Genomic DNA, 14256 nt, shown 5'->3' with positions numbered 1-14256 from the left:
AGGGATATGGAATACTCTTTTTTTAAACGAATAATTTGCATTCTATCATTGATACTCACTTTTTCGTGTAGTAGCGATTTAGATTTTAATCAAGCGGATCAATTTAATATAAAGCCAGTTTTTACAACTAATTTGGCTTATTTTCCACTAGAGGCCAATCAATTTATTGTTGATGGAGTGGAACAAAGTACGTTTTCATACATTTCCAATGTTGATTTTTTTCATACCGGTTTTATTAGGGATGATTTAGTTAAAACTGAATTGTATTTCAGGGTAAAAAATACAATTAATAGAGCTTATACCTATAATATTGCTTTTCAGGACGCCAATAATATTACTATTCACAATGTAAACTTGGCAGTACCAGCCTATAATGGTACTGAAATAGTTGTAGAAAAAACCGAAAAATTTGACAGCACTAATATAGATATCTTAAAAAACACCAAAAACATAACATTTTCCATCGCAATGCTTCCAGGACCACCTTTAACTTCAACGAGTCCTGGTAGAGTAGAGTTAAGTTCAAGTATAACTGCTTATTTTGATGTAAAATGATGAAACTAAAGATCTTTATATGCCTATTGGCACCGGTGGTTTGTTCTTCTCAAAACAAAGAAATATTATATAATTTCACCCCGTTACCTCAATCATTATTAACAAATCCCGGAGCCGATGTAAAATACAAATGGTTTTTTGGTGTGCCATTATTGTCTGGTATTTCGGCTAATGTTGGTTCAACAGGAATTAATGCCTATAATTTATTTGCTAATGATGGAGTTAATTTCACAACCAAGGTCAAAAAGGTAATTGCAACAACCAATAGAAATGATTATGTTACGGCAAATCAACAATTAGAATTGTTTAGTGCAGGTTTTGGATTAGGAGGACCAGAAAATAGGTCGTATGTTTCTTTTGGGATGTACCAAGAATTAGATTCATTTATATACATCCCTACAGATCTTGCCATATTGGGTTTTTATGGAAACAAGGATTATATTGGGAAAACATTTAATTTGGGAGATTTAAGTGTAAAAGCCGAATTATTGTCTGTATTTCATGTAGGATTCAATAAACCGATTAATGAAAAACTTACACTTGGAGTGCGAGGGAAAATTTATTCCAGTATTTTTAATGCTACATCAACTAGAAATTCAGGCTCTTTTTATACGGTACAAGGGAAAGATTTAATTTATGATCAGGCTATACAATCTAATTTAGAACTAAATACTTCTGGAGCAGCAAAATATTTAGATGAAGATTATGATGGTGATCTTGGAAGTGATTTGGTAGAAGATGTAAAGCAGAAGGCACTTTTGGGAGGTAATCTAGGATTAGGTTTGGATATTGGTTTAACGTATTATCCTCAAAAAAATATTCAGGTAACGGCTAGTTTAGTAGATATTGGATATATAAAGCATACACAGGAAGTAGAAAGTTTTACTTTTAAAGGTCATTATGATTTTAAAGGTGTTATTACTGATTTTAATGCCGATGGTACGCCGGATAACGCTTACCAAGATTTTAAAGATGCTATTCCATTAGATACATTGTATACTCCTTATAAAACACAACGGCCATTAAAGTTTTATTCATCTTATCAGTATTCTTTTGAAGAAGTAAGACAAATGGAATGTGATTGTGAAACCGATGAAGATTCTTGGTATAGAAGTGCAGTTGGAGCTCAATTTTTTGCCATGTCTACGCCAAGAGCACCTATGGTGGCTTTGACAGCTTATTATAGAAGAAGATTTTTTAATGGATTGCAGATGAAAGCTACCTATACATTAGATTCCTATTCCTATAAGAACGTTGGTCTTGGATTGTATACTAAAGTAGGGATTGTAAATTTCTATGCACTTGCGGATAATCTCTTGGGTTATACGGATCTCGCAAAGGCAAATGCGCTCTCGTTTCAAATAGGGTTTAATATAATTTCGGGCGGAAGTAATAGATAAGTTGTGTCTTATTCAAAAAGAGATTATTCAAAAAAAAATCATATAAAATATATGTCTATATAAACCTCAGCGGTTCTAAAGTTTGCTAATGAATCTATTTCGTATATATGTTTTTAAAACTTTCTCATTTTTTTAACGGTTAAAATACTGCCTAAAAAAGAGAGAAACTATATCTAATTGATTTATACAGCGATTTAAAAATAAATTTTGGGTCTAATATGCTTTTTAGCTTAAGATTGTGTATATTTGCACGCAATTCAACTACAAATTGCAACATGAAAGCACATAACTCCAAGATTATCGGTGAAGGTTTAACTTACGATGATGTATTATTAGTTCCCAATTACTCAAATGTTCTTCCGCGCGAAGTGAGTATTCAATCCAAATTTTCAAAAAATATTACGCTTAATGTTCCTATTGTATCTGCAGCTATGGATACAGTTACCGAAAGTGCAATGGCAATTGCTATGGCTCAAGAAGGAGGAATAGGTGTTTTACATAAAAACATGACGATTGAGCAACAAGCAACCAAAGTTCGTAAAGTAAAGCGTGCAGAATCAGGTATGATTATCGATCCAGTTACTTTACCATTAAGTTCTACAGTTGCAGATGCTAAAAATGTGATGAAAGAATATGGTATTGGTGGAATTCCAATTGTAGATGAAAATAAAATTTTAAAAGGAATTGTAACCAATCGTGATTTGCGTTTCGAGAAAAACAACTTGAGACCAATTGTTGAGATAATGACAAGTCAAAATTTAGTGACAGTTGCAGAAGGTACTTCATTAGAACAAGCTGAAGTAGTTTTACAAGGTCATAAAATTGAAAAACTTCCAGTAGTAAATAGTAAAAATGAATTGGTTGGGTTAATCACTTTTAGAGATATTACTAAATTGACTCAAAAACCAAATGCCAATAAAGATAAATTCGGTCGTTTACGCGTAGCAGCTGCTTTAGGTGTTACTGCAGATGCTGTTGAAAGAGCTACAGCTTTAGTAAACGCAGGAGTTGATGCCGTAATTATTGATACAGCTCACGGACATACAAAAGGTGTGGTAGATGTATTGAAAGCTGTAAAAGCTAAATTCCCAGAATTAGATGTAATCGTTGGTAATATTGCTACTCCAGAAGCTGCTTTATATTTAGTTGAAAACGGTGCTGATGGTGTAAAAGTAGGAATAGGGCCTGGTTCTATTTGTACTACTCGTGTAGTTGCAGGAGTTGGTTTTCCTCAATTCTCTGCGGTATTAGAAGTTGCTGCAGCTCTAAGAGGAACAGGTGTTCCAGTTATTGCCGATGGAGGAATTCGTTATACTGGAGATATTCCTAAAGCTATCGCTGCTGGTGCTGATTGTGTGATGTTAGGTTCATTATTAGCAGGAACAATGGAATCACCAGGTGAGACTATTATTTTTGAAGGAAGAAAATTCAAATCTTATAGAGGAATGGGATCTGTTGAAGCGATGCAAGGCGGTTCTAAAGATCGTTATTTCCAGGATGTGGAAGACGATGTTAAGAAATTGGTTCCGGAAGGAATCGTTGGACGTGTACCTTATAAAGGAGAATTGAACGAAAGTATGCAACAATTCATAGGTGGTCTTCGTGCCGGAATGGGATACTGTGGGGCAAAAGATATTACTACTTTACAGGAAACAGGACGTTTTGTTCGTATTACTTCTAGCGGTATAACTGAAAGTCATCCTCATAATGTGACTATTACAAAAGAAGCTCCAAATTATTCAAGATAAGATTTATTCGAGAATAACTATAAATAACAAAAGGTGTAAATTTAAAATTTACACCTTTTTTGTTTTCATAAGGATTAGTAAAATCTGGAGTATTTAATCATGAGCCAAATTCCCTAATAATTTTCGATCACCAACAATCCATAAAATATCATCTTTTTCTAAAATAACATTCGATTCTGGATTTAGCATACGCTTTCCTCTTTTCTCGATACCTACGATCAATCCTTTTGTACTCTCACGTAATTTAGATTCCTTAATACTTTTCCCTAAAAAAGTGTGATTTTTTAATTCGATTTGGCGTAAAACAATATCGGGTTCTGTAATTTCTGGAGAAACATCCGTTTCATGTTGGTCTAAAAACTTTTTAAATTCCTGTACTTGAGCATCAGTACCAATAACGCAAATCTCATCTCCCGGAAAAAGACGCTCTTTGGCCGTTGGTATGTGAATTGTGATATCTCCTCTTTTGATGGAAGCGATATTGATTCCCATTTGTTCTCTAATTTGTAGTCTTTGCAATGTTTTCCCCGCAATATTAGATTCGGCAGCAATATCAAAGTAGGCCATGTGTCCATCCCAAGGAGATAAATCACTTCTGCTTCTTCGGGCTTTAGTGATTTCTCTTTCATTTAAATTAGACAAGAAATGATTCTCGATTTTATGATATTGTGCATTGAGTTTCCTCTGAAAAATAAAATATACAGTCGTAGCAATAATGAAAACTATAAATGCAATACGAGGAGAAAAAAAGATATTCAATAAAAAACCAATAAAGAAAGTAGAAAGCAGAATTCTGAACAAAAATAACATGGCCATTGGACCACGAGATTTTCTTTCTTCCAATAGAATAGCTACCTCTTTTACCGCTACTCTACGTAAAGAGAGAGCCCATAAAAAAGGGGATAAAATAGCTAACGTAATCAAAGCCCCCATTGTATTCCCAAAATGGTATTGTATTACCAAAGGCAAAATATAAGTTGAGGATAACAGAATAACAGCTAAAATAATTACGGACAATACAATTACTTGAGTCAAGTAGGCATTAAGAACAGTTTGCCAATTACTAACAGTTTTTATGGCCTGAGTATTGGCACTATAACGTTCAATTCGTTTGGTCCATCTTCGAGGTAATTTTTTGGATAAATATTCCGAAAAAGGAGCCGAAAGCTTAATCATAAACGGAGTAGTAAACGTAGTTACTGCCGAAACTGCCACGATAATAGGGTAAAGAAATGAACTTGTAACATGGAGAGTCATACCTAAGGTGGCAATGATAAAAGAAAATTCCCCAATTTGAGACAAACTCATCCCTGTTTGAATTGATTCTTTTAAGGGTTGTCCAGAAAGTAATGCACCAGTGGTAGAGCTTATGGATTGCCCAAAAATAGTAACAAAGGATAAAATCAAAACCGGAATTGCATGTTCATATAAAGCTTGGGGATTGATTAGCATTCCTACTGATACAAAGAATACGGCTCCAAATAAATCTTTAACCGGTTTTACTAAATGTTCGATATGCTCAGCTTGGGTTGTTTCTGCAATGATAGATCCCATGATAAATGCCCCCAACGCAGGTGAAAAACCAACATTTGAAGCCAGCATTACCATCATCAAGCACAAAGCAAGAGAGATAATAAGCAACATTTCATCAGAGAGTAGATGTTTTGTCTTTTTTAAGACAGTTGGAATTATAAATATTCCTCCCAAAAACCAAAGGACGAGGAAAAAGAACAATTTAAATATAGATTGCACTAATACGCTGCCAGAAAACTGATCGCTAGCCGCAATAGTCGATAATAAAACCATCATTAATATGGCAATAATATCCTGTACAATGAGGGAACCAATTACATTTCCGGCAAATTTTTGGGCTTTTACCCCTAATTCGTCAAATGTTTTAAGGATAATGGTTGTCGATGAGATAGAGAGCATAACTCCCAGAAAGATACTGTCCATTTTAGACCATTCTAACCATTGGCCAACTATAAACCCAAAAACAGTCATGGTAGCAATTTGTGTAATAGCAGTGACAGAAGCTGTTCCGCCTACTTTCATTAATTTCTTGAAACTAAATTCAAGCCCCAGACTAAATAATAAAATGATAATTCCAATTTCAGCCCAAACCTCAACGCTTTTCATATCAGTTACGGATGGGAAAAAATTAAAATGATTTCCTGCTAAAAATCCAGCTATTAAATACCCTAATACCAGTGGTTGTTTCAGCTTTTTGAAAATCAAAACAGCAATTCCGGCTGTCATTAAAATCAATCCTAAATCGGTTATTAAAGGTTCCAGATGTTGTGTTGTATCAGATATTGCACTCATAGATTTTTATTTTTTTAGGAGCTATTCTAGTTATTCATTATAAGATCCAGAAAAAAACTGTTTTTCTATTGGTCTTACAGGTGCTTTCTCCAGTCGCTCAGTAGGTACAAGAAAAAATAGTTTTTTTCTGGAGGTGTATCACTACAGTCTGGACTAAATTGTCAAGAATAGCTGTATGTTATAAAATTAAGACTTTTTGGGTCGAAATAGAATGAAATGATATTTTAATTTAAAATATTCAATTCCGATAAACTGTAAAATGTCATATTATGCTGTTTAACATAATTGCAAATCAGTTCTAATGTTTCTATTTTGGTTTGGTAGTTGGCGGTTATTTTTTGAACAGGTTTGTGACCAAATAATAACAGAATTTTATCTTTTCGTTTGGCATAATCCAGTAGCTTTAAAAGATACGGAATGCTAAATTTTGGATGATTGGTGTCTATACCTATTGCAAAAACTAATCTGGAGTTGTCGAAGTAGCAATTTTGAAAAAAAGGGTCTTCAGCTCCATAGGTAGTACCTCTTACAATTTTAAATTTTTTTAAAAGTGCCTCGTCTATTTCAGGGTTTCTAAAACCAAAAGGATATGCAAACGTAGTCACTTTAAAAGAATAAAAACGCATCAAATTCATCATTGAATTTATTTCCTGATCAATGTATTTGTTGATTCCATTTTTGGCAACAAATTTTGGAGCGTCAAAATGATGAAAGCCATGACCTGCAATTTCATGTCCTCCCTGTTGTAACATCAGGAGTTTGGTTATTTCGGAATGGCTTAAAGTATTTATGTTAGAAACACAAAAAGTAGCTTTCCAAGAATATTGATGTAATAGTTTGTCGGTTTCAAACCATTCGTTAATACTAGCATCATCAAATGTGATGACTACTCCGGCATCAGAATGCTTAGGTTTTATGACAGGAAGCTTTTTATTCTCACATGAAAATAGAAAGAAAGTACAAAGCAATATGAATTTAAAAATATTTTTGTTCATAATTGACTTTGTACTTTTGTGGATGTTTTTTCTCTAAATCCCCAAGAAATTACTTGGCGTAATCTTCATCAATTCTGTTTTAATGTCATCAGAAACATCTAATGTTGCTATAAAGCCATGAATCGCATTTTTGTCAATGGCTTCATTGGTTCTGGTTAAACCTTTTAAAGCTTCATACGGATTCGGGTAGGCTTCACGTCTTAATATGGTTTGAATTGCCTCAGCAACAACTGCCCAGTTTTTCTCTAAATCTTCATGAAATTTAGATTCGTTCAATAGTAACTTGTTCAAACCTTTTAATGTAGCTTCAAATGCGATTAAAGTGTGTCCCATTGGTACACCAACATTTCTTAAAACAGTACTGTCTGTCAAATCACGTTGTAATCTTGAAATTGGTAATTTAGCTGACAAATGCTCAAAAATTGCATTAGCTATTCCTAAGTTACCTTCGGAGTTTTCAAAATCAATTGGGTTTACTTTGTGTGGCATAGCTGATGATCCAATCTCACCCGCTTTTATTTTTTGTTTGAAATATTCCATTGAAACATATGTCCAAATGTCTCGGTCTAAATCAATAATGATTGTGTTGATTCTTTTTAAAGCATCAAAAAATGCTGCAAAATGATCGTAATGTTCTATTTGAGTTGTTGGGAAAGAATGGTGTAATCCCAAGTTGTTTTCTACAAATTTGCTTCCAAATTGTTTCCAGTCAATTTGTGGGTAAGCTACATGGTGTGCGTTGTAATTTCCGGTAGCACCACCAAATTTGGCAGCAAACGGAACGTTAAACAACAAACGCATTTGCTCTTCTAAACGCTCTACAAAAACAGCAATCTCTTTACCCAAACGAGTAGGAGAGGCAGGTTGTCCGTGCGTACGAGCTAGCATTGGAACGTCTTTCCATTCTTGGCTTAATTCTTTTAATTTAGATGTCAAAGTAATTAACGATGGCATGTACACTTTTTCAAAAGCCTCTTTTGTAGATAACGGAATCGCTGTATTGTTAATATCCTGAGAAGTTAATCCGAAATGGATGAACTCTTTGTATTCAGATAAACCTAATTTTTCAAAAGCATCTTTTATAAAATATTCAACTGCTTTTACATCGTGGTTGGTTACTTTTTCGGTTTCTTTTATCCAAAGAGCATCTTCGGTAGAAAAGTTTTTATAAATAGCACGTAAACTATCAAAAAGATTAGGGTTTACGTTTTTTAATTGTGGCAAAGGAACTTCACATAAAGTGATGAAATATTCAATTTCAACTAATACACGGTATTTGATTAAAGCTTCTTCAGAGAAGAAAGGAGCCAGAGAAATGGTCTTGTTTCTATAGCGTCCGTCAATTGGAGATATAGCATTCAATTCGTTTAATGTAGTCATTTTTTGTTGTTTTTTTGAAAGGCACAAATATAAAGAGAATTTGGGGATTAAGGGGCGGAAATTTATCGTTTGACATATAAATTAATGATAAAAAAGGATTCAATTTGTTAATTTTAGCGAATTATTTGCCAACAGAAAATGTTTTTTGACCTAATCTGGGCGATAATGAGCAAGCGAAGTAATTACATGAATTTTCTTTTTTTTAAATAATGACAAAACAACAAGTATCTATTTTTTGGTTCCGCCGCGATTTGCGTCTGGATGATAATGTGGCGTTGCATCATGCTTTGCAATCTAAGAATCCTGTAATTCCTTTGTTTATTTTTGATACGGATATTTTGGAGAGTTTACCCCAAAACGATGCTCGTGTTGGTTTTATACACGAATCACTCCAAAAAATAAATGCGCAATTAAATGCCATTGGCAGTTCACTGTTAATCAAAAAAGGAAGGACAACTGAGGTTTGGGAAAATCTTTTTAAGGAGTTTGCTATTTCAGAAATTTACTTTAATAAGGATTATGAACCCTACGCAATCAAAAGAGATTGGGATATTTGTGCATTAGCAAATGCGAACAATGCAGCTTGTTTTTCTTTTAAAGATCAAGTTGTCTTTGAAGAAAAAGAAATCATCAAAGCTGATGGACTGCCTTATACCATTTATACACCATATAAAAATAAATGGTTAGAGAAATACAAATCCTTGGCTCCACTAGAAGAATATGATACCCAAAATTACTTTTCCCATTTTTGCAAAAATCATTTTGATTTTCCGACCTTACAGCAAATAGGTTTTGAGGAAAGTGAGATAAAAGTAATTCCCTATAATCTGACGCAGATTGCTAATTACCAAGAAACAAGGGATTTTCCCGCTATTGATAGTACTTCGTATCTTTCGCCACATTTGCGTTTTGGAACAGTCAGTATCCGAAAGTTAGTGAACTGGGCTGCTCGCAAAAACGATGTTTTTTTGAGCGAACTGATTTGGAGAGAATTCTTTATGCAAATATTATTTAGCTTTCCCAAAGTAGTCACTCAAAATTTCAAATCGGCTTATGATGGCATACAATGGCGTAATAATGAGGAAGATTTCAGACGATGGTGTACAGGAACTACAGGCTATCCTATGGTCGATGCTGGAATGCGTCAACTTAATCAAACGGGGTATATGCACAATAGAGTGCGTATGGTGGTGGCGAGTTTTTTGTGCAAACATTTATTGATCAATTGGCAGTGGGGAGAAGCCTATTTTGCCCAAAAACTATTAGATTACGATTTGTCTGCCAATATAGGTAACTGGCAATGGGCAGCCGGAACGGGTTGTGATGCAGCACCTTATTTCAGGGTCTTTAATCCCGATATTCAGCTTAAAAAGTTTGATGAGAAAGGAATCTATATCCGCAAATGGATTCCTGAATTTGATTTGGGATATGGTGAACCTATGATAGAACATGCATTTGCCAGAGATAGAGCCATTGCGACTTATAAAGCAGGAATTTTGAAGTGATTCTGAATTTTCTCCGTTTCAGTTAATAAATGATTTTGTTAATTGCGCTTCTGTTTTTTAGTATGAAGAGGTTTACGTTTAACTAAACATTAATAATGAGGTGTTTAATAGTAACTTATATTTGTATAGTCATTAATTGACTGCCCTAATTTTGATTGCTATGAATAAGAATGTTTTAATAACGGGAGGGACTGGTTTTATTGGAAAGTATTTGACGAAAATGTTATTAGATAAAGGTTACACAGTTTCTATATTGACTAGGAGCAGTAAGCCTAACACCGAAGGTATTACCTATTACGTTTGGGATGTTACGAATCGAAGTATTGATGAAGAAGCGGTGCTCCGTGCGGATTATATTATTCATTTGGCAGGAGAGGGTATTGCCGAAAAAAGATGGACTGCCAAAAGAAAGGCTGAGATAATAGATAGTAGAACACTCTCAGCTCAGTTGATTTATACTATTCTGAAAAAGCATAATAAAAAAATTGAAGCTTTTGTATCAGCTTCTGCCGTTGGGATTTATGGAGCTTTAAATGGTGAAGGAATTTGCACAGAAAATACACTTCCTGGGAATGATTTTGTCGGGGTAACATGCCAAAAATGGGAAAAAACAGCCGATTTATTTGCCGATTTAGGCATTCGAACGGTAAAAATCAGAACTGGTTTAGTTTTAGGGAGAAACGGTGGACTTCTAAAAAAAATGGCTCCTATTTTTAAAGCTGGTTTAGGATCAGCATTAGGATCAGGGAAACAGTATATGCCTTGGATACATATATATGATTTGTGTGCCATTTATCTAGAAGCTATTGAAAACAAAGATATGACTGGTGCGTATAATGCAACCATAAATGACAGTACTACAAACTCATTCTTTTCAAAATTATTGGCAAGAGAGTATGGATATTTTATCTGGCTTCCGAATGTGCCTGCTTTTGTATTGCGACTGATTTTGGGAGAAATGGCTACTGCTATTTTGGCCGGTAGAAGAGTTTCATCTGATAAAATAAAAAGCCTGGGTTTTCGATTTAAGTTTAAAAACTTGAAAAAAGCTCTTGCGGATTGTATCAAATAGTTTTTCTGGTTTTTGTAATTTGTAATTAGTGAATGGTAAACAAATTACCACCCACTAAATGGTTACCGTAATATACATTCTACTTCTGTATTGGCAAGTTTTGAAACTTTAGCAATTACTATAGATGGGATTTCTATATTAAAATCATCAGTATTCAAAGTAAAATTAGAATTGATTTGGATTCCGTCTTTTACTTTTTTTATTCTTGCCAAAACTGCAATTATTTTAGATCGGCCATGAATTTCTATTTTTCCTTTTATTTGATAGTCCTTCTCAATTTCATTAATGTCTTTCATGTCAAATTTTTCGATAAGACCTTTAAAAATGGCTTTAGGATAACGATCACTTTCCATATAATTAGCATTAAAATGCTCTTTCATTAAATCTCTCTTAAATTGGAATTTTTTGATAATGGCAACAAAAGTAATTTGGCTTTTTTGAGGGATTAAAACACAACTAACTGCATCGTTTTTCGCTTCGACTGCTTCAAAAAGCGGGACAGACGCTTCAAAATGAATTACACAATCTGAAGAAGTCAGTTTTTCTTGGGCGTCAATGAAATAGATGTTTAACAGTAGAAATAATAGAGTAATTTTTCTCATCATTTTTTCTATTACAAAAATTATACAATTATATTTTTTGACCCGATTTTTTTCTGAAAGAATATTGACATAAACAAAATGTGCATATAATTCTTTTAAATTTTATCCTTTTCTTAAATCGGATTCACTCTTAAAGATACGTAATTTTAGCCACATTATTCTTAAAAAACAGTCAAAATAAATGACTTGAATCAAGAATTGTTGAGTTCTTGATTCAAATTTGTACTTTTTTTATTCTTGCGAGGATTGAAAACTATTCTGATTTTCCGATAGGGATATTGGAATCTAATTCGAGTTTAATATTGTATTTTGTTAACGCCAAAAGTGTATCTTTTGAGCTATAATCGAAGATTTCTTCATGTAGGTCCTTTTCTTTTTTTAATGCTATTTGTTTTAAGCAATTACAAAATCTTCGCACTTCATCAAAGGTAGAAAGGATCAAACCGGGAACAGTTACGCTTTTACCCTCACTATCCTTGGCAACCATTGTAAAATAAGAGGAATTGCAATGTTTTATATTTCCTGTTTGAATATTTTCGGCTTCTACACGAATACCTATAATCATAGAACTTTTTCCAACATAGTTCACTGAGGCTTTCATGGTTACTAATTCACCTACTTCAATAGGACTTAAAAAATTGACTGTATCTACTGAAGCCGTTACGCAATAGTTTCCGGAAAATTTAGAACCGCAAGCAAAAGCAACTTGATCCAGAAGTGATAAAATATAACCTCCATGTATTTTTCCGCTAAAATTGGAATGAGAAGGCAACATTAATTCAGATATACTAATGTATGATGAGGCAACAGTCTTAAAAGTTTTATCCATAGATGATTATTTTGGGTTAAAAGGAGATTTTTCCTTTTGTATTGATGTTATAAAAAATCTGGTTTCTCCCCACCAGACAAAGGTTCTGTATTTTTCTACATAGGTAAGTTTTACATAATGTCCTTGAAGATTCTTCATGCTTTCGATCACTTCTTTGTTACTATCTAAAATAGAAAATTTAAAGATTTGAGAGCCGGATACTCCTTGGCTCAATTCTCCTTCCCATGTTTTTATGATAATTCCTTTATGGCTTAATCGAATCAATTCTCCAGATCGGATTCCATCGCTAACAGGAACATAATAAATGAAGGCAAAATAAATTAGATTGCCAATGGTAATTAATGCTATAATTAGGACTAGAAATTTTTTCATGTTTGGTTAGTTTATAAGCGAGTTTTCATCGGTTTCGGCTCTTTTTAGAATACTATCCGGAAGGGCTTTTTTGGCCTTGGCACCCATTTTTTTAAGTTTTTCAATACTAATGATTAAATTTCCTTTTCCGTCTACCAGTTTATTCATAGCACCTTGATATTCAACTTTACTCTCATCTATTTTTTTTCCAATTTTTATTAAATCGGCAACAAAACCTTCAAATTTATCATATAGAGCACCCGCTTGACGTGCTATTTCAAAGGCATTTTCCTGTTGTTTTTGGTTGGTCCACATACTGTCTATAGTACGTAAAGTGGCCAATAGAGTTGAAGGCGTTACAATAACGATGTTTTTCTCGAATGCTTTGTTGTATAACGAAGTATCTTCGTTGAGCGCTATGGCAAATGCAGGTTCCATTGGGATAAACAATAAAACAAAATCAGGGCTTTCTATTTGATATAAATCCTGATAATTTTTATCTCCCAATTGTTCAACATGACGTTTTATAGAATTTACATGCTCTTTTAAATAACCTGTTTTAGCTACATCATCGTCTTCATTAATGTATTTCTCATATGCAGTTAAGGAAACTTTAGAATCGACAACCATCTTTTTGCCATCAGGAAGATTAATTACCACATCAGGATAAACACGTTGACCGTCTCCATTGATATGTGATTGTTGAACTTCGTATTCACGTCCTTTTTCTAATCCAGACTTTTCGAGTACACGTTCCAGAACCAGTTCACCCCAATTTCCTTGCATTTTGCTATCACCTTTTAGCGCTTTTGTCAAGTTGATGGTTTCCTTACTCATTTGAATATTCATTTCGCGTAAACCAAGTATTTGTTGGCGTAAAGCAGCATGATAATCAATACTTTCTTTATGTGTGTCTTCGACTTTCTTTTCGAATAACTGAATTTTATCTTGTAGTGGAGACAAGATGCTTTTCATGTTTTCTTTGTTTTGCTCGGTAAACTTATTCGATTTCTCGTCTAATATTTTATTGGCGAGGTTTTCGAATTCTTTGGTGAATTTTTCTTGAAGTTTTTCAACTTCTTCTTTTTGTTCCTTGTTGCGTTCCCAAAGATTTTCAAAATCAACTTCTTTTTTAGATAGTTGAATAGCCAGACTGTCTTTTTCGTTTCGGATATTTTCTTTTTCGGAATTGGATAATTCCAATTGCTTTTCGAAAGTGTTTTTATCTAATAAAAATTGTTCTTTTTGTTGACTGATTTGCGAATTAAGCGCGATTAGCTTCTCTTCCAAACTTACTTTTTCCGACTGAAATCGGGCAGAAAATATGAGTTTGCCAATAAAAACACCTATTGCGAGAGCGATAATAAAAACCAATAACAGAGGAAGAGTCGTTAACATAAATTTTTGCTTTTTTAAAAAAGTAAAAGTACTGATTAATACGGAGTACTTAATTTTAAAAAATAAAATTTCACGAACTATTCTGAATTTAATACT

General features: G+C 33.6%; 12 protein-coding genes. 5 read left to right on the top strand and 7 right to left on the bottom strand.

Annotated features, from left to right (window positions below):
• Nucleotides 1–6 precede the first annotated feature (6 nt).
• From OZP08_RS18300 to guaB, 3 genes are all read left to right on the top strand, one after another.
• Nucleotides 7–555, top strand: a complete 549-nt coding sequence (locus OZP08_RS18300; RefSeq protein WP_281322534.1) for a hypothetical protein — start codon at nucleotides 7–9, stop codon at nucleotides 553–555.
• Entirely contained in the window at nucleotides 552–1955 is a 1404-nt protein-coding gene (locus OZP08_RS18295) for a DUF5723 family protein (protein ID WP_281322533.1), read from the top strand. Before OZP08_RS18300 ends, OZP08_RS18295 begins: the two co-directional genes overlap by 4 nt.
• A gap of 275 nt (nucleotides 1956–2230) precedes the next feature.
• Nucleotides 2231–3703, top strand: coding sequence for an IMP dehydrogenase (gene guaB / locus OZP08_RS18290; protein WP_268847503.1), 1473 nt, complete (start codon nucleotides 2231–2233; stop codon nucleotides 3701–3703).
• 93 nt (nucleotides 3704–3796) lie between these two features.
• Here the strand turns inward: guaB and OZP08_RS18285 are convergent, their stop codons facing one another.
• The 3 genes from OZP08_RS18285 to purB form a co-directional block, all read right to left on the bottom strand.
• Nucleotides 3797–6028, bottom strand: a complete 2232-nt coding sequence (locus OZP08_RS18285; protein ID WP_281322532.1) for a cation:proton antiporter domain-containing protein — start codon at nucleotides 6026–6028, stop codon at nucleotides 3797–3799.
• Between the two features lie 224 nt (nucleotides 6029–6252).
• Nucleotides 6253–7023, bottom strand: coding sequence for a polysaccharide deacetylase family protein (locus tag OZP08_RS18280; protein ID WP_281322531.1), 771 nt, complete (start codon nucleotides 7021–7023; stop codon nucleotides 6253–6255).
• A 33-nt stretch (nucleotides 7024–7056) separates the two neighbouring features.
• Nucleotides 7057–8403: an adenylosuccinate lyase gene (gene purB / locus OZP08_RS18275; protein ID WP_268847501.1), complete on the bottom strand. Its 1347-nt coding sequence runs from the start codon at nucleotides 8401–8403 to the stop codon at nucleotides 7057–7059.
• A 209-nt stretch (nucleotides 8404–8612) separates the two neighbouring features.
• Between purB and OZP08_RS18270 the strand changes: the two genes are divergently transcribed.
• Both OZP08_RS18270 and OZP08_RS18265 read left to right on the top strand, forming a co-directional pair.
• Nucleotides 8613–9908, top strand: a complete 1296-nt coding sequence (locus OZP08_RS18270) for a cryptochrome/photolyase family protein (RefSeq protein WP_281322530.1) — start codon at nucleotides 8613–8615, stop codon at nucleotides 9906–9908.
• A 160-nt stretch (nucleotides 9909–10068) separates the two neighbouring features.
• A complete protein-coding gene (locus OZP08_RS18265) occupies nucleotides 10069–10980 on the top strand; it encodes a TIGR01777 family oxidoreductase (RefSeq protein WP_281322529.1) in 912 nt (303 codons plus the stop codon).
• A gap of 62 nt (nucleotides 10981–11042) precedes the next feature.
• On the opposite strand, the gene OZP08_RS18260 is transcribed toward OZP08_RS18265, so the two are convergent.
• The 4 genes from OZP08_RS18260 to OZP08_RS18245 all read right to left on the bottom strand — a co-directional run bounded on the left by OZP08_RS18260 (nucleotide 11043) and on the right by OZP08_RS18245 (nucleotide 14160).
• Nucleotides 11043–11585 carry a YceI family protein gene (locus OZP08_RS18260; RefSeq protein WP_349293460.1) on the bottom strand — a complete coding sequence of 181 codons (543 nt, stop codon included), beginning with the start codon at nucleotides 11583–11585 and terminating at the stop codon, nucleotides 11043–11045.
• A gap of 250 nt (nucleotides 11586–11835) precedes the next feature.
• Complete coding sequence (locus OZP08_RS18255) at nucleotides 11836–12411, bottom strand: acyl-CoA thioesterase (protein ID WP_268847498.1); 576 nt, start codon at nucleotides 12409–12411, stop codon at nucleotides 11836–11838.
• 6 nt (nucleotides 12412–12417) lie between these two features.
• Nucleotides 12418–12783 (bottom strand): 6-phosphogluconate dehydrogenase, encoded by a 366-nt coding sequence (locus tag OZP08_RS18250; RefSeq protein ID WP_268847497.1) that lies wholly within the window; start codon nucleotides 12781–12783, stop codon nucleotides 12418–12420.
• Between the two features lie 6 nt (nucleotides 12784–12789).
• A complete protein-coding gene (locus OZP08_RS18245; RefSeq protein ID WP_281322528.1) occupies nucleotides 12790–14160 on the bottom strand; it encodes a DNA recombination protein RmuC in 1371 nt (456 codons plus the stop codon).
• Nucleotides 14161–14256: the final 96 nt, after the last annotated feature.

This window comes from Flavobacterium aestivum (assembly GCF_026870175.2).
Taxonomy (GTDB): domain Bacteria; phylum Bacteroidota; class Bacteroidia; order Flavobacteriales; family Flavobacteriaceae; genus Flavobacterium; species Flavobacterium aestivum.
The sequence above is the reverse complement of the archived record's forward strand: the minus strand, read 5'-3'. Positions and strand labels throughout refer to the sequence as shown.

Coding starts and splice junctions, on each gene's coding strand:
- OZP08_RS18300 (WP_281322534.1), top strand. CDS start 7: ATGGAATACTCTTTTTTTAAACGAATAATTTGCATTCTATCATTGATA.
- OZP08_RS18295 (WP_281322533.1), top strand. CDS start 552: ATGATGAAACTAAAGATCTTTATATGCCTATTGGCACCGGTGGTTTGT.
- guaB (WP_268847503.1), top strand. CDS start 2,231: ATGAAAGCACATAACTCCAAGATTATCGGTGAAGGTTTAACTTACGAT.
- OZP08_RS18285 (WP_281322532.1), bottom strand. CDS start 6,028: ATGAGTGCAATATCTGATACAACACAACATCTGGAACCTTTAATAACC.
- OZP08_RS18280 (WP_281322531.1), bottom strand. CDS start 7,023: ATGAACAAAAATATTTTTAAATTCATATTGCTTTGTACTTTCTTTCTA.
- purB (WP_268847501.1), bottom strand. CDS start 8,403: ATGACTACATTAAACGAATTGAATGCTATATCTCCAATTGACGGACGC.
- OZP08_RS18270 (WP_281322530.1), top strand. CDS start 8,613: ATGACAAAACAACAAGTATCTATTTTTTGGTTCCGCCGCGATTTGCGT.
- OZP08_RS18265 (WP_281322529.1), top strand. CDS start 10,069: ATGAATAAGAATGTTTTAATAACGGGAGGGACTGGTTTTATTGGAAAG.
- OZP08_RS18260 (WP_349293460.1), bottom strand. CDS start 11,585: ATGATGAGAAAAATTACTCTATTATTTCTACTGTTAAACATCTATTTC.
- OZP08_RS18255 (WP_268847498.1), bottom strand. CDS start 12,411: ATGGATAAAACTTTTAAGACTGTTGCCTCATCATACATTAGTATATCT.
- OZP08_RS18250 (WP_268847497.1), bottom strand. CDS start 12,783: ATGAAAAAATTTCTAGTCCTAATTATAGCATTAATTACCATTGGCAAT.
- OZP08_RS18245 (WP_281322528.1), bottom strand. CDS start 14,160: ATGTTAACGACTCTTCCTCTGTTATTGGTTTTTATTATCGCTCTCGCA.